We start from the raw sequence: 21,047 nt of genomic DNA, 5'->3' as shown, positions 1-21,047 counted from the left end.
ATTCCAAAATGAACCCGCTCACTCCGCACGAGCATCGTGACAGCCCGACGCTACCGGCCGCATCCGAAGGAGCCGCACGTAAGCGCACGGCCGTCGTCATCGGCCTTACGTGCCTCGCCATCGCCGCAGCGCTGCTCACCGCGGGCATCGTGCCGCGCCTCGAAGCGCACACGGCGCAGGCACAACAGGTCGCGGCGCAGCGCGAGCTGATCGTCTCCACCCTCACGCCCACGCGCGCGCCCGCCACGCAGGACCTGCTGCTGCCCGGCTCGATCATGTCGTGGGCCGACGCCTCGATCTATGCGCGCACGAGTGGCTACGTACAGCACTGGTCCACGGATATCGGCGCGCACGTCAAGGCCGGCCAGACGCTCGCGCAGATCGACACACCCGAACTCGACGCGCAACTCCAGCAGGCGCGCGCCGACGAAGCAACGGCGCAGGCCAACTATCGCTTTGCCAACAGCACGGCGCAGCGCTGGCAAACGATGTTGCAGACGCAATCGGTTTCCGAGCAGGACGCCCAGTCGAAGACGAGCGACGCCGCCGCGAAACTCGCCACGCTCCAGGCCGCGCAGGCGAACGTGGCGCGGCTCCAGGAACTGGTTTCGTACCAGAACGTGACGGCGCCCTTCGACGGCGTGATCACCGCGCGCAACGTGCAGGTGGGCGCGCTCGTTACGGCGGGCGGCACGCCTGGTCTCGCGACCATGCCCGGCGAACTGTTCCACATCGCACAGACCGACCGGCTGCGCGTATACGTGGACGTGCCGCAGGACGACGCGAGCCTCGTCACGCCCGGCACGACCGTCTGGTTGACGACGCAACAATATCCGGGCCGCCGTTTCGACGCGAGTGTCGCGCGCAGTTCGAACGTGATCGACCCCGTGAGCCGCACCTTGCGCGTGGAAGTCGATGTGGACAACCACGATGGCGCGCTGATGCCCGGCGCCTACGCACAGGTTCATCTTGCGCTCACGGCTGCCGCGCCCGCTCTCGAACTGCCCGTGAGCGCGCTGCTGTTCCGCCCGGATGGCGTGACAGTCGCGGTGGTCGATGCCAAAAACACCGTGCAATTGCGCAAGGTGACGATAGGCCGCGATTTCGGCACGTATGTGGAAATTGCAACGGGCCTCGCGCCCACCGAGCGCGTGATCAACAACCCCGGCGACGCCATTGCCAGCGGCCAGAGCGTGCGCGTGGCGGCGGCTTCGACGGCCGCGAAAGCGTAAGCGAGGCTCATCATGTTCGAACGCCCTCTGCCCGCGTTGCGCCGGATCGCCGTGGCCTGCACGGCAGCCTCACTCGCAGCGTGCACCACGTTGCCGCATTACAGCGTGCCCTCGGCCGATGTCCCCGCGCACTACGCCACACCCACCACACCACCCGCAGCGGCACCCGGCTGGAGCGTCGCTGCACCCGGCGACGCCAAACCGCGCGGCCCGTGGTGGACCCTCTTCGGCGACAACGACCTCGACCAGCTCGAAGCCCGCGTGGATGTGTCGAACCAGAACGTGCGCCAGGCCGTTGCCAGTCTCGAAGCGGCGCGCGCGATGATCGACTATCAACGCGCGGGTTATGCGCCAGTCGTCACAGCGGGCGTGGCCGCGCAGCGCTACCGGACCTCGCAAAATCTCGTGGACCGTTCGCTCGCGGGCAAGACGATTCCCGACTATTCGACGGGGCTCACGGCAAGCTGGGAACCCGACCTGTTCGGGCGCGTAAAGGATGCCACCACCGAGGCGCATGCCAACGCGCAGGCCACGGAAGCCGACCTCGAGTCGGTCCGCCTTTCGATGACGAGCCAGCTTGCTACGGACTACTTCGATTTGCGCTCGCTCGATCGCCAGAAGAAGCTGCTCGACGACACCGTGACCGCATACACCGCCGCGCTGCGCATCGTGCAGCAGCAGCTCGCCGATGGCGCGATCGACGCCTCCGCCGTCGCCCAGGCGCAAACGCAGCTCGAAAGCGCGCGCACGGCCGACAGCGATATCGACGTACAGCGCGCGCAACGCGAGCACGCCATTGCCACGTTGATCGGCGTACCCGCCTCGACGTTCAGCCTGCCGCCGCGCGTCGATCCTGTTATCGTGCCGTCGATTCCCGCAGGCGTGCCCTCGGCGCTGCTCGAACGGCGCCCGGATATTGCCGCAGCCGAACGGCGCGTGGCAGCGGCCAATGCAAGAATCGGCGAGGCGCATGCGGCCTTTTATCCCGACCTCACGCTTTCCGCCACGGCGGGCCTCGAAAGCACGTTTTTCGCGCCGTGGCTCAGCGCACCGAGCCTCTTCTGGTCGCTCGGCTCGCAGCTTGCTGGCACGCTCTTCGACGGCGGACGGCGCGACGCCACGCTCAAAGGCGCGAACGCGCAATACGACGCGGCCGTGGCCGGCTACCGGCAAACGGTGCTTACGGCATTCCAGCAAGTCGAGGACAACCTCAGCGCGCTCGACACGCTGGCCAGTGAGGCGCAAAGCCAGCAGCGCGCGACTGCCGCCGCGCAACTCTCGCTCAAACTGACCACCAACCGCTACCAGGCGGGCGCGGTGAACTATCTCGACGTGGTGACAGCGCAGACCATCGCGCTCTCGAATGAACGCAACGAGGAACAGATCGCGGGAAGAAGGCTCGACGCGAGCGTGCAACTGCTAGAGGCGCTCGGTGGCGGCTGGGACCGTGCAGCACTGAGCGACTTGAGCGCTAAGGGCGTGGTTGGGAATCGGCCGGCGTGAGGGTCAGGGGTTGACTCGCAGCGGCCTCGGTCGGCGGACGATGCGCCGTGCGCACGGGCAACGTCGGCAGACCGACACGATAACAAGCAAGCCAAAGAGGCCTTCATCACGCGGTCAGGCTGATAAGGCGTATTGCTGACCAGACGGCACTTTCAAGCGGCGCCGCTGCAAGCCTGGATGGTACAAACAAGGCCACCTTTCGCACGCCTGACAAAAAATGTCATAAATGTTGAGTGAAGCACTGCGAGTACCGAAAATTTTGTGATTTTCGGATTTATCGCAATGTGCCTGCTCGCCGTGTCCGCTAGATTCGCGTTAGCGCCAGACAGCAACCCACTGCCCAGTACCACTTCTGGTCTGAACAGGGCCTTTCGGCCTTGCGATTTATCGCTTTTCTGCCCCGTTCGGGCAAATGCCTATATGCCAGCGAAAATTCGGACAAGTCCGAAAGCGTCAGCTTTTCCAGTGCATTTGGCAGGCCACCCTGGAACGGCCATCGAATATAAATGATCGAGGAAAAAGAATGAGAGACAGCAAAGTCCACCTGATGTCCAGCACAAGCGCCCCATCCCGGTACAGCTGTATGCCCGCACGGTGCTGACATGGGTGTATCACCGTTCAAGCCCCTGCAAGCCCGTACGCTGTCGATCCGGTGCGACGCAATACCCACATGGGGTCGCGATGAAGTGCTCGCACCCGTACGCCTGCACGGCACCGAAGCGCTCGGCAAGCTGTACCGGTACGAACTGGACCTGATGACCGTCGACTCGCCAACACTGCGCGTCTACCAGGCCCGCGAGATGATCCAGCCGGAAGAACTGATCGACGCCGTCATCGACATCACGGTCGCATTCGAGGGAAACGGCACCTTCGTCCCCGGCATGCCCGGCAACACGGGTGCCGGCAATGTCGGAGCAGGCACACGCACGATTACCGGGCTGATCACCAGTGTCCAGATCACCGGCAGTGATGACCGTCACATGTACTACCGCTTCATCGTGCGGCCTAGCCTATGGCTCGCGAAAAAGACCGTTGAAAACCGCATTTTCCAGAACATGAATGTTGTGGAAATAAGCGAAGAAGTGCTCGGGGATCACGACGTCGTCGTCGAGCTGAGACTCGGCGCACCAGGCTTTGACAGTACCTATCCGCCGCGTGATTACGTCCGGCAGTTCTGGTGCTCGGATTTCGACTTCTTAACCATGCTATGGCGTGAGTGGGGTCTTTACTATTTTTATGAAGGCAGCACACTGGTCCTGTGCGATTCGCCTGGCTCGCATCATGAGCACAGCAATATGTATGACAAGATGCGCTACCACGCACCGGGTAGTGAACGCATCGACGAAGAGCACATTCACCGGCTGGAAGTGTCGCGCACCATCACCACCGGTCAGGTCGATGTGGTGGACTACGATTACACAGAACCCCGCGCGATGTTCACGGGCGAAAGCTACAACAACAGTGGACCGTCCGAGCAGGCCAGGCACTACTGGTGGGGCGACTATTCGCAACCGCTCGCGGGCGCTCAGGGTCTTTCATCCACACCGAACGATTACCAGAACGAAGCCGACAATCTCGCGAGTGTGCGGCTAGACGCGATGCGCTGTCGCCGCCAGCGCCTGAAGGGCACGGGCAACCTGCGCGGGCTCACAACAGGCAAGACCTTCTGGCTGGTCGACCATCCCGAGAAGTCCGTCAACGCAGAATATCTCGTCGTCTCCACGACAATCGATATCCGCAATAACGGGCTGGAGACGCAACGCACAGGTAACGTGGCCGCATACCACTGCGTGACGGATTTCGTGCTGCAACCGGCCAACACCTTTTTCAAAAACAAGCCGAAGAAGAAGCCGCGTGCGCACGCAGAAACGGCTGTCGTCACCGGCTACGATGACCGGAAAGTATGGCCCGATGCCTATGCGCGCGTGAAGGTTCATTTCGTATGGGATCGACGCAACGAGCCAGATCTGAACGCAAGCTGCTGGCTGCGCGTCTCTTCGCCGTGGCAAGGCAGTGGTTACGGTTTCATCGCGATTCCGCGTGTTGGCGACGAAGTGACGGTCAGCTACCACGAGGGCGACCCTGACAAACCATTCGTGAGCGGCCGCCAGGTTAACCAGTTCAATCTGCCGCCATGGAAACTGCCCGACAATCTTGCGTTGACGGGGCTGCGCAGCCGTAACCTCGAAGGCCAGGACAGCAATCATGTGCTGACCGACGACACGCCCGGAAAATTGCAGGTACAGGTCGCGAGCGATCACGCGCAGTCCAGGCTCGTGCTTGGTTACAACACGCGCATTGACGGGCGCAACGGCCGCGACACGGCGCGCGGGGAAGGCTTCGAACTCGCAACTGAAGCGGCTGGCGTGTTGCGGGCCAACCGGGGCATGCTGGTTACGACCGAAGCACGCGCAGGCGCATCTGCGCACGCAAAGGATCTTGCCGAGACAGTCGGGCGTCTCGACACCGCGCACACCATTCACCAGGCACTGGCACAAAGTGCGCAAGAGAGCGAAGCACAGGACGCAACCGGCCATCAGGCCGACATTGCCACGACCATCCAGACGCAAAACGACCAGATTCGCGGCGCCTCGGGCAACCCGTTTCCGCAACTTTCCGAGCCGCATCTCGTGATGGATGGCAAGGCGGGCGTCGAGATCGTCTCGCCAGCAACGGTCCACATAGCTGCCCAGCAAACCGCGGTGACCACCGAGGGGCATGTCGCGATCGCGAGCGGACGAAGCCTTTTTGCCAGCGTTCGCGACACGATCCGCCTGTACGCGCAGCGGTCCCACATCAAATTGTCTGCTGCCATGGGCGACATCATGCTCCACGCGCTCAACAGCGCCATCAGCCTTGAGTCGGCGAAGTCGATCAAGCTGCTGAGCAAGGTCGTTCAGATCACAGGCGTCGAGAGGCTCGAGCTTCAAGGGGGCAAAAGCCGGCTTGTTCTGGATGACGCCGGCGCGCAGATCTTCACGCCTGGCAAGTTTGCGGCATTTGCCTCGTCGCATGCGCTACCGGGACCGAGGAGCACGCCCGCCGATCTTTCCCCGAGGAAAATCTGCATCGACTGTCTTCTCAAGGCTGCAAAAAGCGGCTCGGCGTTTGTCATCAGGTGATCCTGATAAATCGGTGACGGGAATACGACGATGTTCTCGATCTGGAGGCGATTGGCCTTGATCTGCAAATATTTTTGCTGGTGGAGATGCGGCTGCTTTGGGAGCTTGCTGTTGGCGGCCTGCGTAACGATGGCCGCTTGCTCCGGTATCCACCCGGATGTTGAGACCGCTGGCGATGTTCCCCGCTACGTCGAACTGCTCGGCGGTGGGGTCTCGGCGCTGAACTATACGCCCTGGTACATCCACTCCTTCGCGATCACGGGGCCAAAGGGCAGCGGTATTGAGGGAGGGGGGCCGAACGTCTGGCCGATGGAAGAAGGGACTAGTAAGCCATCTGGCGGTGGCAAGGAAGTTTGCTGCATGTCTTTTCCGCTCGAATGGCAGCCCGACCTGAAGCTGACGGTGCGCTGGCTGGTGGACAAGAAGGGCGACGGCAAGACACCCGGCTACTGGTACAAGGCCGAGAACGTGCGGATCGCACTGTACAACGGAAGAAATGCGTTCAAGGTGTGGGGCATCTTTCTGCCCGGTGACCGGGTGCGCATCATGATCACTGATGGCAATCATGACGGCGGAAACAATGCCAACAACCGTCCGCCTGACGACGATCCGTATATCGCACAGGGTGTGCTTGATGATGAATGGAACAGGATGTATCCGCCAGCGCACGACTAGAACGGATTCCACAAAACGCCGCCACACCCACATCGCTAGATGGAGACAATCAGCCTTGACTCTTGAATTTATTTGCTCACGGACATTCAACCCGCTCCGGAGCTTGCTGCTGTCTTCGTGCGTAGTGCTGGCCGCATGCTCCAGCGTCCACTCCGATGCAGAGACTGCTGTCGATGTTCCCCGCTATGTCGAACTGCTCGGCGGTGGGGTCTCGGCGTTGAACTATACGCCATGGTACATCCACTCTTTCGCGATCACTGGACCGAAGGGCAGCGGTATAGGCGGCGGCGGACCGAATGTGTGGCCAATGGAAAAAGGGACTAGTGAGCCATCTGGCGGAGGCAAGGAAGTCTGCTGCATGACGTACCCGCGCGAATGGCAGCCCGACCTGAAACTGACGGTGCGCTGGCTGGCGGACAAGAAGGGCGACGGCAAGACACCCGGATACTGGTACAAGGCCGAGAACGTGCGGATCGCGCAGTACGACGGAAGTAAGAGTGGTGGAGTGTGGGGCATCTTTCTACCCGGTGACCGGGTGCGCATCATGATCACTGATGGCAACCATGACGGCGGGAACAACGCCAACAACCGTCCTCCCGACGACGATCCGTACGTCGCGCAGGGCGTACTCGATGATGAATGGAACCGGCTCTACCGTAAGAAGGAAGCGCAATGAGTATTCAGTGGCCTGAACCGATGCCCGACGGCGGTCGGGTGCAGATATCGGAAAGTGAAGACGCATTCCAGGACGGAGCGCTGCGCATGCACGACGAAACCCGCTCATGCCAGCAGACGGATATCAACCTCGTCCTGGTCGCTGGATCGAGGCGATCAGCCTTGCTCCGTAACTTCATTTGCTCGCGGACATTCGGCCCGCTCCGGAGCTTGCTGCTGTCTTCGTGCGTAGTGCTGGCCGCATGCTCCAGCGTCCACCCGGATGCAGAGCCTGCTGTCGATGTTCCTCGCTATGTCGAGCTGCTCGGCGGTGGGGTCTCGGCGTTGAACTATACGCCCTGGTACATCCACTCCTTCGCGATCACTGGACCGAAGGGCAGCGGTATTGGCGGGGGGGTCATGCCAATCAAACAGAACGGCAGGCCATCAGGTGGCGGAGCAGAAGTTTGCTGCATGTCTTTTCCGCGCGAATGGCAGCCGGACCTGAAGCTGACGGTACGCTGGCTGGTGGACAAGAAGGGCGACGGCAAGACACCCGGCTACTGGTACAAGGCCGAGAACGTGCGGATCGCGCAGTACGACGGAAGTAAGACTGGTGGAGTGTGGGGCATCTTTTTACCCGGTGACCGGGTGCGCATCATGATTACTGATGGCAATCATGACGGCGGGAACAACGCCAACAACCGACCGTCTGACGACGACCCGTATATCGCACAGGGCGTACTCGATGATGAATGGAACCGGCTCTACCGCGAGAAGGAAACGCAATGAGTATTCAGTGGCCCGAACCGATGCCCGACGGCGGTCGGGTGCAGATATCGGAAAGTGAAGACGCGTTCCAGGACGGGGCTCTGCGCATGCACGACGAAACCGGTGCATGCCAGCAGACGATTATCAGCCTCTTCTTTGTCGCTGGATGGAGACAATCTTGACTCTCAAATTTATTTGCTCGCGGACATTCAGCCCGCTCCGGAGCTTGCTGCTGTCTGCGTGCGTAGTGCTGGCCGCATGCTCCAGCGTCCACTCGGATGCTGAGCCTGCTGTCGATGTTCCCCGCTATGTCGAACTGCTCGGCGGTGGTGTCTCGGCGCTGAACTATACGCCCTGGTACATCCACTCCTTCGCGATCACGGGGCCAAAGGGCAGCGGTATTGGCGGCGGTGGACCGAATGTGTGGCCGATCAAGCAGAACGGCAGGCCGTCAGGTGGCGGAGCAGAAGTTTGCTGTATGACGTACCCGCGCGAATGGCAGCCGGACCTGAAACTGACGGTGCGCTGGCTGGTCGAGAAGAAAAAGTCGGACGGCAAGGTATTTGGTTACTGGTACAAGGCCGAGAACGTGCAGATCGCGCAGTACGACGGACGTAAGAGTGGTGGGGTATGGGGCATCTTTCTGCCTGGAGACCGGGTGCGCATCATGATCACTGATGGCAACCATGACGGCGGAAACAATGCCAACAACCGTCCTCCCGACGACGATCCCTACGTCGCACAGGGTGTGCTTGATGATGAATGGAACAAGCTGTATCCGCCAGCGCACGACTAGAACAGGAGATTCGTAGTGAGTATTCAGTGGCCTGAACCGATGCCCGACGGCGGTCGCGTGCAGATATCAGAAAGTGAAGACGCATTCCAGGACGGCGCGCTGCGCATGCACGACGAAACCCGCTCATGCCAGCAGACGGATATCAACCTCGTCCTGGTCGCTGGATCGAGGCGATCAGCCTTGCTCCGTAACTTCATTTGCTCACGGACATTCAACCCGCTCCGGAGCTTGCTGCTGTCTTCTTGCGTAGTGCTGGCCGCATGCTCCAGCGTCCACTCTGATGCAGAGACTGCTGTCGATGTTCCCCGCTATGTCGAACTGCTCGGCGGTGGGGTCTCGGCGCTGAACTATACGCCCTGGTACATCCACTCCTTCGCGATCACGGGGCCGAAGGGCAGCGGTATTGAGGGAGGGGGGCCGAATGTCTTACCAATGGAAAAAGGGACTAGTAAGCCATCTGGCGGGGGCAAGGAAGTTTGCTGCATGTCTTTTCCGCTCGAATGGCAGCCCGACCTGAAACTGACGGTGCGCTGGCTGGTGGACAAGAAGCGCGACGGCAAGACACCCGGTTACTGGTACAAGGCCGAGAACGTGCGGATCGCGCAGTACAACGGAAGAAATGCGTTCAAGGTGTGGGGCATCTTTCTACCCGGTGACCGGGTGCGCATCATGATCACTGATGGCAATCATAACGGCGGCAACAACGCCAATAACCGTCCGCCTGATGACGATCCGTACATCGCACAGGGCGTAATCGACGATGAATGGAACCGGCTCTACCGCGAGAAGGAAGCGCAATGAGTATTCAGTGGCCTGAACCGATGCCCGACGGCGGTCGCGTGCAGATATCGGAAAGTGAAGACGCGTTCCATGACGGCGCGCTGCGCATGCACGACGAAACCCGCTCATGCCAGCAAACGCTGCATATCAGCCTCTTCTTCGATGGCACGAACAACAATGATGCAAAGAGCAACCCGCTAAGGGACTCCATAAAACACTGCCATACCAACGTCGCCAGATTGTTTAATTCTGCGATAGACAAGAATGAAGATGGGCTCTTTGCGTACTACGTCCCGGGCGTTGGAACTCCCCTGCCAGAAATCGGTGAGAAAACCTATTTGCAGATGGGCAAGGCCATGGCGAAGGGCTTTAACGCCCGTTGCCTTTGGGGATACGTAAACCTCCTGAATTCGGTCTATTACGCGATCGCACCTGACAAGACCGTTGGCCTGATCTCACTAGACAAAGCCAAACGCCTATGCGACGCCGGCGCAAATGGCGACATGAGCGGCTTCGCCGAGGCCATTCAGACGCTCGGCGTGACCCACAAGGACGCCGTCGAAGACGGCGACAAGCCGCGCACCATCAGGAAAATCTGGATCAACGTCATCGGCTTCTCGCGAGGCGCAGCCGGTGCGCGCGCCTTCGTTCACAAACTGGTCAACGAATGGGCGCCGGGCGGCAACCTGGTGAAAATTGGTGGCCAGTACGCCCTGCCCTATCAGGTCAACTTCATGGGCCTGTTCGACACCGTTGCATCCGTGGGTCCGCCTGATTCCACCCGCGCGACCGTCGATATCGGCTCATTCGATGGCCACTTCGCCTTTGCCAGCGATGGTGCAATGCGTATTCCCGATACCGTCCGGTATTGCGTGCACGCTTTCTCGATTCACGAGCAGCGCATGAGCTTCCCGGTGGATTCGATACGTGATGTCGGGGGCTATCCGGGCGGTGTCCGCCTTGAAATTGCCTACCCTGGCGTACATTCGGACGTAGGTGGCGGGTATGCGCCGAACGAACAGGGCAAAGGACGCGATTCCGGTACGGGACGCGATGATAGCGGCAAGCTCAGCCAGATTCCGCTGCACGACATGTACATCCATGCGCTCAAATATGGCGTCCCCCTGATGAGCGGCCCCGAGATCCTGGAACTGAAGGATATCGCGTCCAACTTTGCCCTCTCGCCCGAGACCATTGCCGCATTCAACGCCTGGCTGAAAACGGCAGGTCCGATCGGCAGCATCGAAGACGCGATCAGGCACGGCATGGCGGAAATGCTTTCATGGCGAACCCTTCGCGCAAAAATCGACACGCCGGACTACGTAACCCAGCAAGCGTTCTTTCGCCTCGCGCACGAGGATCGCATGACGCCGCACAAGGTCGCCAGGGGATTGGATAAGGCCGCAGATGCGGATCCCGAGCTCCGGTCGCTCAACAACACGCTCGCGAAGCTGCAGGGCGAAAAGTCCAGCCTCTCAAACAATCAGCACTATCCCGCCAACATGGGTCGCATCAAGGAACTCGACGACCAGATCGGCCTAACGCGGCAGGCCATCGAACGTCGTACGGAAGCGGTCTGCGGCGCGGTGGCCCATCCTGACAAGGAAAACCCCTCGCCTGCCCGCCCTGGTGAAGGTCCGTGCGACGTGACCACCAACGACCAGAACGATCTGCGCCAGGGCGCCGAAGAGATGCGATTGCTGCTCGGCTATCTGCACCCTGACCAGCGCGACGCAACATGGAAAGTCACGGCGAGTGTATCGCAGAATAGCGTGCCTCACGACGCATTTCCCAACGCACCGCGAACCGTCACGATTCTCTCTGTGAAGCACGATCAACCGGGCAGCGATTCACCGAAAGTGACGCTCGCGGAAAGCGGAGTCCTGCTCGCCTCGACGTGGAGCACGATCCTGAACCAGTTCAGCCCCTCGGACGACGTGGTGGCTGCGCCGGCGCGCGGCGTCATGGGCTTTCTGAAAAAGCACGCGTCGCTGGAAGCCGCCGCGCAGCTTCGCCCCGAAATCATCCGGCTGCTCGACGACTATGTCCACGATAGCCGCATCTGGTTTCGCGTGCCGTGGTTTCATGAATATGCGCCAGGGGGTTATGGATGGCCCCGCGTCATCTTCGTCGGTGGAAAAAAGCGGATTGCCTATCTCGGTCTCACGTCCGAATCGGAACCGCTGATCGTGGGCAGCACCCAGCAGGCGGCATGGGCATGAAGGAGGCAATGAGTTGATGCAGAAAAATCTGGCAACCAGACCAGTGCGGATGTACGCATTGGTCGACGGCGCAGCGTCACCTGGAAAAATACAGCCGCTGCTGGAGCAGTCCGGCGCGCCGTTCGTCTCGCTCTATGAGGGCCTTCCCGAGCAACAGGCTGGGGCGGCCTCGCTGTTCCTCGGGCGGATCGACAATCCGCAAGCACCGTGGGCGAATGAACTGGATTTGATCGATCTGTACACGCCCAGCCTGGTTCTCGTATGGAGCCGTGTTGATCTGCCCGAGCTCGCAGCCCACCTGCGCGCGTTCCTGTTTGCAGATATTGGCGAGGGTGCAACCGCGATGGTGCGCTACTTCGATCCCAGAAATACGCGAGCGGTACTCCACGTCTGGGGCGAACAGCTCACCAACCTGTTCATGGCGCCACTTGAACAGGTCAGTTATCGGGGCCGTCATGAGCAGTGGACTACGTTCAGGAACAGTTCGAGAGAAGCGGGACGCACTAGCCGATCCGTCGTCATCGAGCTTTCCCAGCAGGATATCGACGCTCTTACGGCCCACACGGAACCGGATGAACTCATGGCGTCGCTGATCGAACTGGGCCGTATCGACGAAGCCCGCCCCTACAGAGAACGATTCCTCGACCTCGAACCCCGCTACAAACGGGCAATTGACTGGGGGTTGGTCGAGGCGAGAGACAGGTTAGGCTACTGCGACTACTCCTATCGCTTTGGTATTGACTTCGACACCGACACGGTGGTGCGTGAGGCGCTGGACGCGCGTCGCCGCAACGCCGGCACGTTTGAACATGCAATGACCAGCGTACCGGCCCGGATTTGGCGCGCGCTGAAACACAAACTTCCTTGGCCGCGTTCTATGCTTGCACAACAAACTCAAGGGTTATAAACGGATTTCCCATGCCCATGAAAATCATTGTTGTCGGCGATTCGACCTCCCATGGCGGACGCGTCATCACCGGCTCGGCCAGCCATACAATTGGCGACAAACCTGTCGCCCGCCTGCACGACCTGGTTGACTGTCCACAAACGTATCCTGATGGGCGTCCGCACGGCATCAACAAGATCATCGAGGCCCATCCGACATTTACGATCGGCGGGGAGCAAGTCGCACTACACGGGCACCATACCGAATGCGGTTGCACACTGATCGGAAGTGTCAACGCCAATGTTGGGGATTAGGCAAGGTCTCAGCCCGGCGAAGCGCGCGAACGCTGACGCTAAGAGCGCAAAAACGTCAGGATAAACCGCGTGCTGGCGGCGTCGCTTTCGGCGCGCGCCGAGCCGCCGTGCAGCGCCATGATCGTCCGCACGATCGCCAGCCCCAGCCCCGCCGAAGCCCCCGCGCGCGGCTCGCTGTGACGTGACGCATCGGCACGATAGAAACGGTCGAAAATGCGCTCCAGCAGCGCGGCGTCGATGGGCGTACCCGGATTGGCCACCGTCACCTCGACGGCCATTGGCGTCTCGTCGACGCTCATGGTGATTACCGCGCCGCGCGGCGTATAGCGCAGCGCATTGGCGAGCAGGTTGCCCACGGCGCGCCGGAACAGTTCCTTGTCCGCGCGCAGGCGGCCCGCGCCCTGCACGCGGATCTGCACGCCCGCCTCGTCGGCCAGTCCTTCGAAGTACTCGGCAATCTGGGCGAGCGCATCGTGCACGTCGAACTCCGCGAGCGTCGTCATGAATTGCGGGTGCTCCGCGCGCGCGAGAAAGATCACGCTTTCGATCATGCGCGAAAGCCGTTCGCATTCCTCCAGATTCGATTCGAGCAACGCTTCATATTCGGCCGTGCTGCGCTCGCGCGCGAGCGCCACTTCGTTTGCGCCGCGCAGGTTGCCGAGCGGCGTGCGCATGTCATGCGCGAGATCCGCCGTGTATTGCGACATGCGCTCGAAGCCGCCGTGCAGGCGTTCGAGCATGGCGTTGAGCGACTTCGTGAGCGCTTCCAGCTCGCTCGGCGCGCCCTCGACCTCGATGGACGTATCGAGCCGGTCCACCGTGACCGTGGCCGCGCGCGCCGCCATCTCGCGCAGCGGGCGCAGCGACTCGCGCACGAGCAGCCAGCTCATGAGAAACGCGAGCAGCATGCCCGCAAGTCCAAAGCCATAGAGCCGCTCGCGATAATGGTCGAGCAGGCGCCAGCGGTCGGTCATGTCGCGCGCGATGACGATGGTGACCGGCGTGCCGTCAGCGAGCGTGGCGTCCGTGGCGAGCCCGCGCACCGGCACGCCGCGCGCGTTGCGCCACTCCACCACGTCGCCTTCGGTAATGCGTTGCGCCGGGGGTAGGCGCCGCGCGAGCGCCGCATCTGGAAACGCGGCGTCCGCGATGCCCGCCGTGTTGTGCTCGACCAGTTGCGCCCCGCCGGTGCCGAGAATTTCCATGGAAAGCGCGGGGTTGCCGAGCACCTGGCTCGTGAGCCGCTCCGCATGTTCACGCACGTCGTCCTCGCTGCGCAGTTCCTGCGCAAGACGGCGCGTATGCCGCGAAATCAGCACGATATCGAGGTCGTCCTGCTGCTTCACTTCGCGGTCCAGCGTGAAATAAAGCGTGCTGCCCACGAGCGCGAATACCGCAAGCGTCGTGCCCGCGAAACTCAGCGCGAGGCCTGTCGCGAGCGAGCGCACCGCGATGCGCGGCATCAGGCTTGCCCTTTGATTTCGGCCACGTAGCCCACGCCGCGCACGGTGTGGATCAGCTTGACGTCGAACGCGTCGTCCACCTTCGCGCGCAGGCGGCGGATGGCGACTTCCACGACGTTGGTGTCGCTGTCGAAGTTCATGTCCCACACGTATGAGGCGATTTGCGTGCGTGTGAGCACTTCGCCCTGGCGGCGCACGAGCAGTTGCAGGAGCGAAAACTCCTTCGGCGTGAGGTCGATGCGCGCGGCCCCGCGTTTCACGCGACGGCGCGTCACGTCCACTTCGAGGTCGCCTAGCATGAGCACGTCGCTCTCGCGCGGGGGGCCGCGGCGGGCCAGCGTGCGCACGCGCGCAAGCAGTTCGACGAACGCGAACGGCTTGACGAGGTAGTCGTCCGCGCCTAGCTCGAGGCCCTTCACGCGGTCGCTGATATCGTCGCGCGCGGTGAGGAAGAGCACCGGCGTGGTGTGTGTCGCGCGCAGCGTCTTGAGCACCGTCCAGCCGTCCATGGCGGGCAGCATCACGTCGAGCACGATCACGTCGTACGAGGCCTCCTTCGCGAGGATCAGGCCTTCGGCGCCGTCCGCGGCAACGTCCACGGCGTAGCCGGATTCCTCGAAGCCCTTCTTCAGATACGCGCCGGTCTTCGGCTCGTCTTCGATCACAAGAATGCGCATCGCCGTTCAACTCTGAGTGTGTCCGGCTCAATTGTATGCGCTCCCAGGCTCGCTGCGCTTATCGCTGTGCGTCCCCCGGTACAGTCTCGGTTATTGCATGAACGGTAAGCGTATTGAAAAGACCCGGTGAAACGGGGCACCCAAAGGCTGCCCCGCCCGGGCGCCAATCAGAACTTGTGCATGATCCCCGTCTCGACGAGCGTTTGACTCTTTCCAGACGAAGGCGAAGCCGTATAGATCTGCGCATACGTGCCCGGCCCGCTTGCACGCTGGTAGATGCCGATGAGGTACAGCTCGGTGCGCTTCGAGAGCAGATAATGGCCCGCGAGATCGAGCTGGTTATAGTGCGTGGAGCGCCCGATCGAATAGTTGCCGAGCGTGTAGACATACGAGAGCCCGACCTCGACGAACGGCGTGACGAACTTGTACGCCGACGCCTCGAAGTTCTGCAGGCGCAATCCCGTCGAATCGGAATAGTTGAACAGCACGTTCGTGTAGTTGCCGAGCACGTGGAACGAACCGAAGTCGTAGCTGCCGCCCACGCCCATGATGCGCTGCTGATCCGTGCCCGCGCCCTTCGTGCTCGTCACGAACGGCGAACTGAAGCCCCAGCCCGTGCTGTCGACTGCGCCGCTCGCGGTGTTCGAAGGCACCGCGTTGCTGCGCCGGTTGAACTGCGTGAAAGCTGCGCCGACCTTGAGCGGCCCGCTCGTATAGGTCATCGCGCCGCTAAAGCCGTTGTTGTTCGAGAACTGGGTCGAGTTCGAGAACGCATAGCTGCCCGCGAACGAGAAGCCCGAGTAAGTGGGCGAGGCATAGCGAACCGCGTTGTTGAAGCGGTTCGTGAAGAACATGTTGTCGTTGTCGCCAATGTGCGCGCCGTAGCCGGCGAACACGTTCGAGGCGGTGGCGAACCACATGGTGTTCGTCATTTCCTCGTACTGGCGGCCCATGGTGACCGTGCCCGCCCGGTCGTTGCTCAAGCCCACATAGGCCTGCCGGCCGAACATGCCGCCGTTGAGCATCGCGCCATTCGTCACGTTGAAGCCGTTTTCCAGCGTGAAGATAGCCTTGGTGCCGCCACCGAGATCTTCTACCCCGCGCAGGCCGAAGCGCGGCGGCATCATGCCTGCGTTGGAAAGCGCGAAAAGATGATTGCCCTTCGAGTTGCTCACATATTCCAGCGATTCCGAAATCACGCCGTACAACGTCACGCTGCTCTGCGCGTGCGCCACGCCCATACCCCCTGCGCCCAGCAACAGCCCCGCAACCACGCCGGATATGAGGCTCGCTACGCGGTTACGTTTGACTGCAAAGTCTCCTTGTTTCAATTTCGTCTCCTTAGTCATACTGATTGTTATGTAGAGTACCTGGGTCACGCTGGCCTCCTTGCGCAGGAGGCCGAATCCTTTGCGTCAGTTGCCTCCCGCCGCGGCCTGTGCCGAACCGGTCGCCTGGGCGCCGGACTCTTCGCTGCGCGATGCGCTACGTCCCCAGATCGGCAACGGTGCGAGTTGCAGCAAGGTGGCAAGCACAACGAGTCCGATGCGCACAGTCCAGCCGCTCTCGTAGAAGCTCGCAAAAATCGCGGGCGGCCCGAGCAGCACGCCGAGATAGGTTGCCTGCGCAACGAGGCCGCTCGTCGCGCCCATGGTCGCGAGGCTCGGCGCGGCGGCCGGCACCATCGTCCAGATCAGGCCGTTCAGCAGGCCAATGCCGACCGAAAACACGCACACCGCGGCCACCGCGCCGCTCAAGCCCGTCAACGGCAGATAGAGGGCCACGCCGCCAGCGAGCGCGACCACGCCGCCTGCCGACGCGATGAGGCGCGCACTCGTGCCCCCCTTGAGCAGATGCCCGACCGAAAGGCAGCCGATGCACACGAACACTTCCGCCACCGTCCCCACGCCGGCCGCCGTGCGAATCGCCACGCCGAACGTCTTCGCGAGATACACGGTAAGCGCGGCCATGATGCCGGTCTGGATGAACGCCGAAGCGCCCGAAGCCAGCGCCACGCGATAAGGCCGCGGACTCTTCACCACGGTCCAGATGTCGGCGAGCCGGCGCGCGGCCATGTGCTGCGTCTTGCCCGGCAGCAGGAAGCCTGCGAGCGCGAGGGCCGCCATCAGAATGGCATGCCCGCCGAAGGCCCAGCGCCACATTTCGCCGCGTTGCGCGAGCGGTGCGACGACGCTCAGCGTGAGCCCGATGCCGACCGCGGTATGCGAGGTCCAGAGGCCGAGCGCGATGCCGCGGCGCGCGCCGCTCGTGGTGCGCATGATGAGCGTGACGGCGCCCACCGTGAGCGAGAGATAGCCCACGCCCTCGAGGAGGCGGCTCGCGAACAGCATGTTCAGGTCGTGCGCCACCACCACGCCAAGGTTGCCCGCGAGCGCGAACAGCGAACCGCCCACGATCACGCGCTTGTCGCCGATGCGATCGACGAGCCAGCCGCCAAACAGGGCGAGCACGGCCGTGATGAGCGAGGGAATGGAGATCACCCAGCCAGCCGCCGCGTGCGAAAGACCGAACTGGTGCGCGATGTCGCCGATCACGGGCACCGACTGCGTGACGAGCGAGGTCGCCACGGTTCCGTAAAGATAGAGCAGGATGATGCAAGGCCAGCCGCCAGGGGTCAGCATGTTGTGTCTCCGATATCGTTATGTGTGTTCTGTGTTACTGCTGCGCGCTTCGCGAACCGCACATTATGGGGCCGTGCCGCGCGCATCACTCATGCCCTGATTGCCTGGTTCCAGCCCAGCAACCGGCACAGGTTGCCGCCCATCACGGCCGCGCGATCGGCTGCGGAAAGCCAGGCGAGCGTTTCGCTGAAGTGCGTCACGCACTGGCGATACGGGTGGTGCAGGCGTGACAGGTCGCTGCCCCACACGACGCGCTCGGCGCCGAACGCATCGAACACTTGCCGCAACGGCGCCTCGATCGAGCGGAACGGCCAGGGATCGAGCGCATAGTCGCCCACGCCCGCGGCTTTCACATGCACGTTGGGATGTTGCGCGAGCGCGAGCAACTCGGGCAGATGGTCGAACGCCGCCGGGCCGCTTGCGCCGCGCGGCACGCCCAGGTGATCGACGATCAGGCGCAAGCGCGGAAAACGCCGTGCAATGGCGTGGGCCTCGCCGAGCGCGCCCGGCACATGCAATGCGACCACGAGCCCGCTTTCCTGGGCCATCGGCCACACACGTTCGTAGCGACCTTCAAGCAGCGGCGCAAGGCGCTCCGGCGTGTTGAACAGGAAGCGCACACCGAGCATGCCCGGCTCGTCGCGCCAGCGCTCGATGGCGGCGGCCGGGTCCGTCACGTCCGCGCCCAGGAGCCCCATGACCGCGAAACGTTCCGGCTCTGCCTGCGCGAGGGCGAGCGAATAGGCATTACCCTCGGGGTCCCACAGCGGCGGCACGAGCAGGACGCGGTTCACGCCCGCGCGCACCATCTCGTCCACGAGCACGTCGCGCGTGATCGGCGTGCGGCGGTGATGACCCGTCGAATCTCCGTTCACCCATGCGTGCACCTGGGCATCGACAATATGCATGCTATTTCTCATTTATTTCGTAGTGGATTACCTGATTGACGACTGTTGCGCGCGCATCCATTACGCGCCGAACAGGCTGCCCGCGCCCGCAATGCGGCCTTGCCAGCCTGCGAGCCGCAACACGGCCCACAACGTCGCCTGATTGCTCGTTACGACCGGCATGCCGAGCGAGGCCTCCAACGCGTGCGCCGTCTCGAAGGCGCGCACATTGGCGCACGAGAGCAGCACCGCGCCGATGTCCGCGTCGATCTGCTCACGCACGATCCCAGCAATGCGCTCCGGCGACATGAGCGCCGCCTCTTTCGCGTCGGTGAAGCCGAGCGATACCGTGCGCGCCACGGCATGCCCCGAGGCTTCGAGCGACTCGCGCTCGATGCGCGAGAACTCGTCGGCGAACGGGCACACGTGCAGCAGACGCTCGGCGTGCAGCGCAGTGAGCGCTTCCTTGATCGCGACCATCGTGTTCGTGGCAGGCAGGCCGAGACGCCCGGCAAGGCGCGCGGCGAGCAGCGCGTCGCCTTGCGCGCCGTTTGCGACGCTCGCGCCCGTGCAGTTGAACACCACGGCGTCGGGCGAAAGGTCCTTCAGGTATTCCGTCTCCTCGGCCGCTTCGAGCCAGGCCCGCTGCAGGCTTTCCATCGTCACGCGGCCACCCTCCTTCCTCAGGCGGATACGATGGACGTGATACGAAACGTCCTCGGGGCAGAACAGACGAAAATCATCTTCGGCAATCGTGTTCAGTGAAGGCACCACCATGCCCACGCGCAATCTCTTCATTTCAGTCCTCTGTTGCACGGCGCCAGAAAGGCGCCGCGAGTCTGAACCAGTGTATTTTTTGCGGCTTCGCGTCACCAATCGGAAAGCGGCCGCCGCAATCGGTTTTTGCTGAACCCAGGACGTCAGGTCCCGCTGCGGTCGTTGGCCGGCGGCATGGCGTGCGCCGCTTCGCGCTGTTGAGCGAAGCCTTCGTCGAGCGATTCGAGGGTTTTGCCGCGCGCCTCGATCCCCACGAAGAGATAGGTCACGCCGCACAGCAGGAGGCATAGCGCAAGGAACTGGAACGCCGGCACGATCACGCCGAGCGTGGCCGAAGGCATCACCATATTGTTCGACCCCGCGACCCACGCGAGTCCGACCGGGCCGATCATCTTGCCCACCGACCCCGCGAGGCCCGCGTAGCCCGAGCCACTGCCACGCAGCCGCGTGGGCCAGATTTCAGTGGAATAGACCGCGCACACGGAAAAGCTGCCGTCGGCGAACACGAATGCGAGCAGCAGCGGCAGCCAGAACCACGAAGGCGCGAGCAAGTCGCCGTGGCCCACGTAGCCCGCCAGCAGCGCGGCAATCGCGGCGGCAATGGCGAAGTACCCGCCGGTGCGCCGCCTGCCGATACGGTCGGCGAGACTCGCAGCCGCAAGACGCGAGACGATGCCGCACACGCTGAAGCCGATCATGAAGCGCGACGCACCCGCGGGCGTGACCGACTGCACCTGGGCGAGCAGCGTGGGCGCCCACAGCACGATGCCGTAGTAACCCGAAATCAGCCCGATGTTGATGAGCGTGGCCGTTACCACGCTGCGTGGGTACGAGAAGATCTCCGACCAGCGCGAGGCGGGCGGGCGGCGCACCGCACTCTCGACATTCGCGCTGCTCTCTTCGTCGCGCCATTCGGCGGCCGTGCCGAGCGCCCACTGCACGGCGCGGCGAGCTTCTTCGCGGCGGCCCTGCAGGCTCAGCCAGCGCGGCGACTCCGGTACATAAAACGCGCCGATCAACGCCACGAGCGCGGGCGCCGCGCCGAGCGCGAACGTGAAGCGCCAGCCGATCGCCGGAATCACGAAGGCGCCGCTGAACGCGCCGAGCAACAGACCGCAGGTCGTGATGGCGGAAACGACCCCCGTGAGCGCGGCGCGCCGACGCGGCGGAATGAATTCGTTGACGAGCGCGATCTGAATGAAATAGCCGCCGGTGCAAAAGCCGATCACCGTGCGCAGCACCGCCATGTAGATCCAGCCGCCCGTGGGCGTGAATGCGAGGCCGAGGCTCATGGCCGCGAGCAGCAGCAGCGAGATGACGAACACGGGCTTGCGGCCGAAGCGGTCGGCCATCATGCCCCAGACCACGCCGCCGACGATCGCGCCCGCGCCCGAAGCGAGCAGCACGGTGCCCATCATCCCGTATGTCATGCCCCACGGCTTGACGAGAAACGCCATGATGAAACCGATCAGATAGGCGTCCCAGAACTCCAGCATGCTGCCTATACCAATCAGCGCGAGCAGCGTGCGCTGGTTTTTGCTCAGGACACGCTGGTCCTGAAATGGGCTTTGCCCGCTCTGCATGAGTTGCATGAACCCTCCGTCTCCTTAGAGGCGCGCCGTCTTGTTCGGCGCCGATATCATTGT

The 21,047-nt window shown here is 62.7% G+C and carries 19 protein-coding genes; 12 read left to right on the top strand and 7 right to left on the bottom strand.

The window, feature by feature from the left end:
* The first annotated feature begins 8 nt into the window (after positions 1-8).
* The 12 genes from U5A58_RS32275 to U5A58_RS32220 all read left to right on the top strand — a co-directional run bounded on the left by U5A58_RS32275 (position 9) and on the right by U5A58_RS32220 (position 12,955).
* Positions 9-1,232, top strand: a complete 1,224-nt coding sequence (locus tag U5A58_RS32275) for an efflux RND transporter periplasmic adaptor subunit (protein WP_321964447.1) — start codon at positions 9-11, stop codon at positions 1,230-1,232.
* A gap of 12 nt (positions 1,233-1,244) precedes the next feature.
* The gene (locus U5A58_RS32270; protein WP_321964446.1) at positions 1,245-2,735 is read left to right on the top strand and encodes an efflux transporter outer membrane subunit; all 1,491 of its coding nucleotides are present in this window, start codon (positions 1,245-1,247) and stop codon (positions 2,733-2,735) included.
* A 602-nt stretch (positions 2,736-3,337) separates the two neighbouring features.
* Positions 3,338-5,857, top strand: coding sequence for a type VI secretion system Vgr family protein (locus U5A58_RS32265; protein WP_321964445.1), 2,520 nt, complete (start codon positions 3,338-3,340; stop codon positions 5,855-5,857).
* Between the two features lie 30 nt (positions 5,858-5,887).
* Positions 5,888-6,532: a DUF3304 domain-containing protein gene (locus tag U5A58_RS32260; protein ID WP_321964444.1), complete on the top strand. Its 645-nt coding sequence runs from the start codon at positions 5,888-5,890 to the stop codon at positions 6,530-6,532.
* Between the two features lie 55 nt (positions 6,533-6,587).
* On the top strand, positions 6,588-7,208 hold the full coding sequence (locus U5A58_RS32255; protein WP_321964443.1) for a DUF3304 domain-containing protein: 621 nt from the start codon (positions 6,588-6,590) through the stop codon (positions 7,206-7,208).
* Entirely contained in the window at positions 7,205-7,978 is a 774-nt protein-coding gene (locus U5A58_RS32250; RefSeq protein WP_321964442.1) for a DUF3304 domain-containing protein, read from the top strand. Before U5A58_RS32255 ends, U5A58_RS32250 begins: the two co-directional genes overlap by 4 nt.
* A complete protein-coding gene (locus U5A58_RS32245) occupies positions 7,975-8,139 on the top strand; it encodes a hypothetical protein (RefSeq protein ID WP_321964441.1) in 165 nt (54 codons plus the stop codon). Before U5A58_RS32250 ends, U5A58_RS32245 begins: the two co-directional genes overlap by 4 nt.
* The gene (locus U5A58_RS32240) at positions 8,136-8,753 is read left to right on the top strand and encodes a DUF3304 domain-containing protein (protein ID WP_321964440.1); all 618 of its coding nucleotides are present in this window, start codon (positions 8,136-8,138) and stop codon (positions 8,751-8,753) included. The genes U5A58_RS32245 and U5A58_RS32240 overlap by 4 nt, the downstream gene beginning before the upstream one ends.
* A gap of 15 nt (positions 8,754-8,768) precedes the next feature.
* Positions 8,769-9,554 carry a DUF3304 domain-containing protein gene (locus U5A58_RS32235; RefSeq protein WP_321964439.1) on the top strand — a complete coding sequence of 262 codons (786 nt, stop codon included), beginning with the start codon at positions 8,769-8,771 and terminating at the stop codon, positions 9,552-9,554.
* Positions 9,551-11,755 (top strand): DUF2235 domain-containing protein, encoded by a 2,205-nt coding sequence (locus U5A58_RS32230; RefSeq protein WP_321964438.1) that lies wholly within the window; start codon positions 9,551-9,553, stop codon positions 11,753-11,755. Before U5A58_RS32235 ends, U5A58_RS32230 begins: the two co-directional genes overlap by 4 nt.
* 16 nt (positions 11,756-11,771) lie before the next feature.
* A complete protein-coding gene (locus tag U5A58_RS32225) occupies positions 11,772-12,662 on the top strand; it encodes a DUF4123 domain-containing protein (RefSeq protein WP_321964437.1) in 891 nt (296 codons plus the stop codon).
* Between the two features lie 11 nt (positions 12,663-12,673).
* The gene (locus tag U5A58_RS32220) at positions 12,674-12,955 is read left to right on the top strand and encodes a PAAR domain-containing protein (RefSeq protein WP_321964436.1); all 282 of its coding nucleotides are present in this window, start codon (positions 12,674-12,676) and stop codon (positions 12,953-12,955) included.
* Between the two features lie 38 nt (positions 12,956-12,993).
* Here the strand turns inward: U5A58_RS32220 and U5A58_RS32215 are convergent, their stop codons facing one another.
* From U5A58_RS32215 to U5A58_RS32185, 7 genes are all read right to left on the bottom strand, one after another.
* Positions 12,994-14,409, bottom strand: a complete 1,416-nt coding sequence (locus tag U5A58_RS32215; RefSeq protein ID WP_321964488.1) for a heavy metal sensor histidine kinase — start codon at positions 14,407-14,409, stop codon at positions 12,994-12,996.
* Between the two features lie 8 nt (positions 14,410-14,417).
* Positions 14,418-15,095, bottom strand: a complete 678-nt coding sequence (locus tag U5A58_RS32210; protein ID WP_321964435.1) for a heavy metal response regulator transcription factor — start codon at positions 15,093-15,095, stop codon at positions 14,418-14,420.
* Between the two features lie 167 nt (positions 15,096-15,262).
* Positions 15,263-16,426 carry a porin gene (locus U5A58_RS32205; protein ID WP_321964434.1) on the bottom strand — a complete coding sequence of 388 codons (1,164 nt, stop codon included), beginning with the start codon at positions 16,424-16,426 and terminating at the stop codon, positions 15,263-15,265.
* Positions 16,427-16,510: 84 nt separating this feature from the next.
* A complete protein-coding gene (locus tag U5A58_RS32200) occupies positions 16,511-17,737 on the bottom strand; it encodes an MFS transporter (RefSeq protein ID WP_321915141.1) in 1,227 nt (408 codons plus the stop codon).
* An 89-nt stretch (positions 17,738-17,826) separates the two neighbouring features.
* Complete coding sequence (locus U5A58_RS32195; protein WP_321964433.1) at positions 17,827-18,645, bottom strand: amidohydrolase family protein; 819 nt, start codon at positions 18,643-18,645, stop codon at positions 17,827-17,829.
* 60 nt (positions 18,646-18,705) lie between these two features.
* Positions 18,706-19,422: a hypothetical protein gene (locus U5A58_RS32190; RefSeq protein ID WP_321938558.1), complete on the bottom strand. Its 717-nt coding sequence runs from the start codon at positions 19,420-19,422 to the stop codon at positions 18,706-18,708.
* Positions 19,423-19,544: 122 nt separating this feature from the next.
* The gene (locus U5A58_RS32185) at positions 19,545-20,993 is read right to left on the bottom strand and encodes an MFS transporter (RefSeq protein WP_321964432.1); all 1,449 of its coding nucleotides are present in this window, start codon (positions 20,991-20,993) and stop codon (positions 19,545-19,547) included.
* Positions 20,994-21,047 lie beyond the last annotated feature (54 nt).

The sequence above is a fragment of the Paraburkholderia sp. J7 genome (assembly GCF_905220155.1).
Classification (GTDB): Bacteria; Pseudomonadota; Gammaproteobacteria; order Burkholderiales; family Burkholderiaceae; genus Paraburkholderia.
This window is presented reverse-complemented; position numbering and strand designations above follow the sequence as displayed.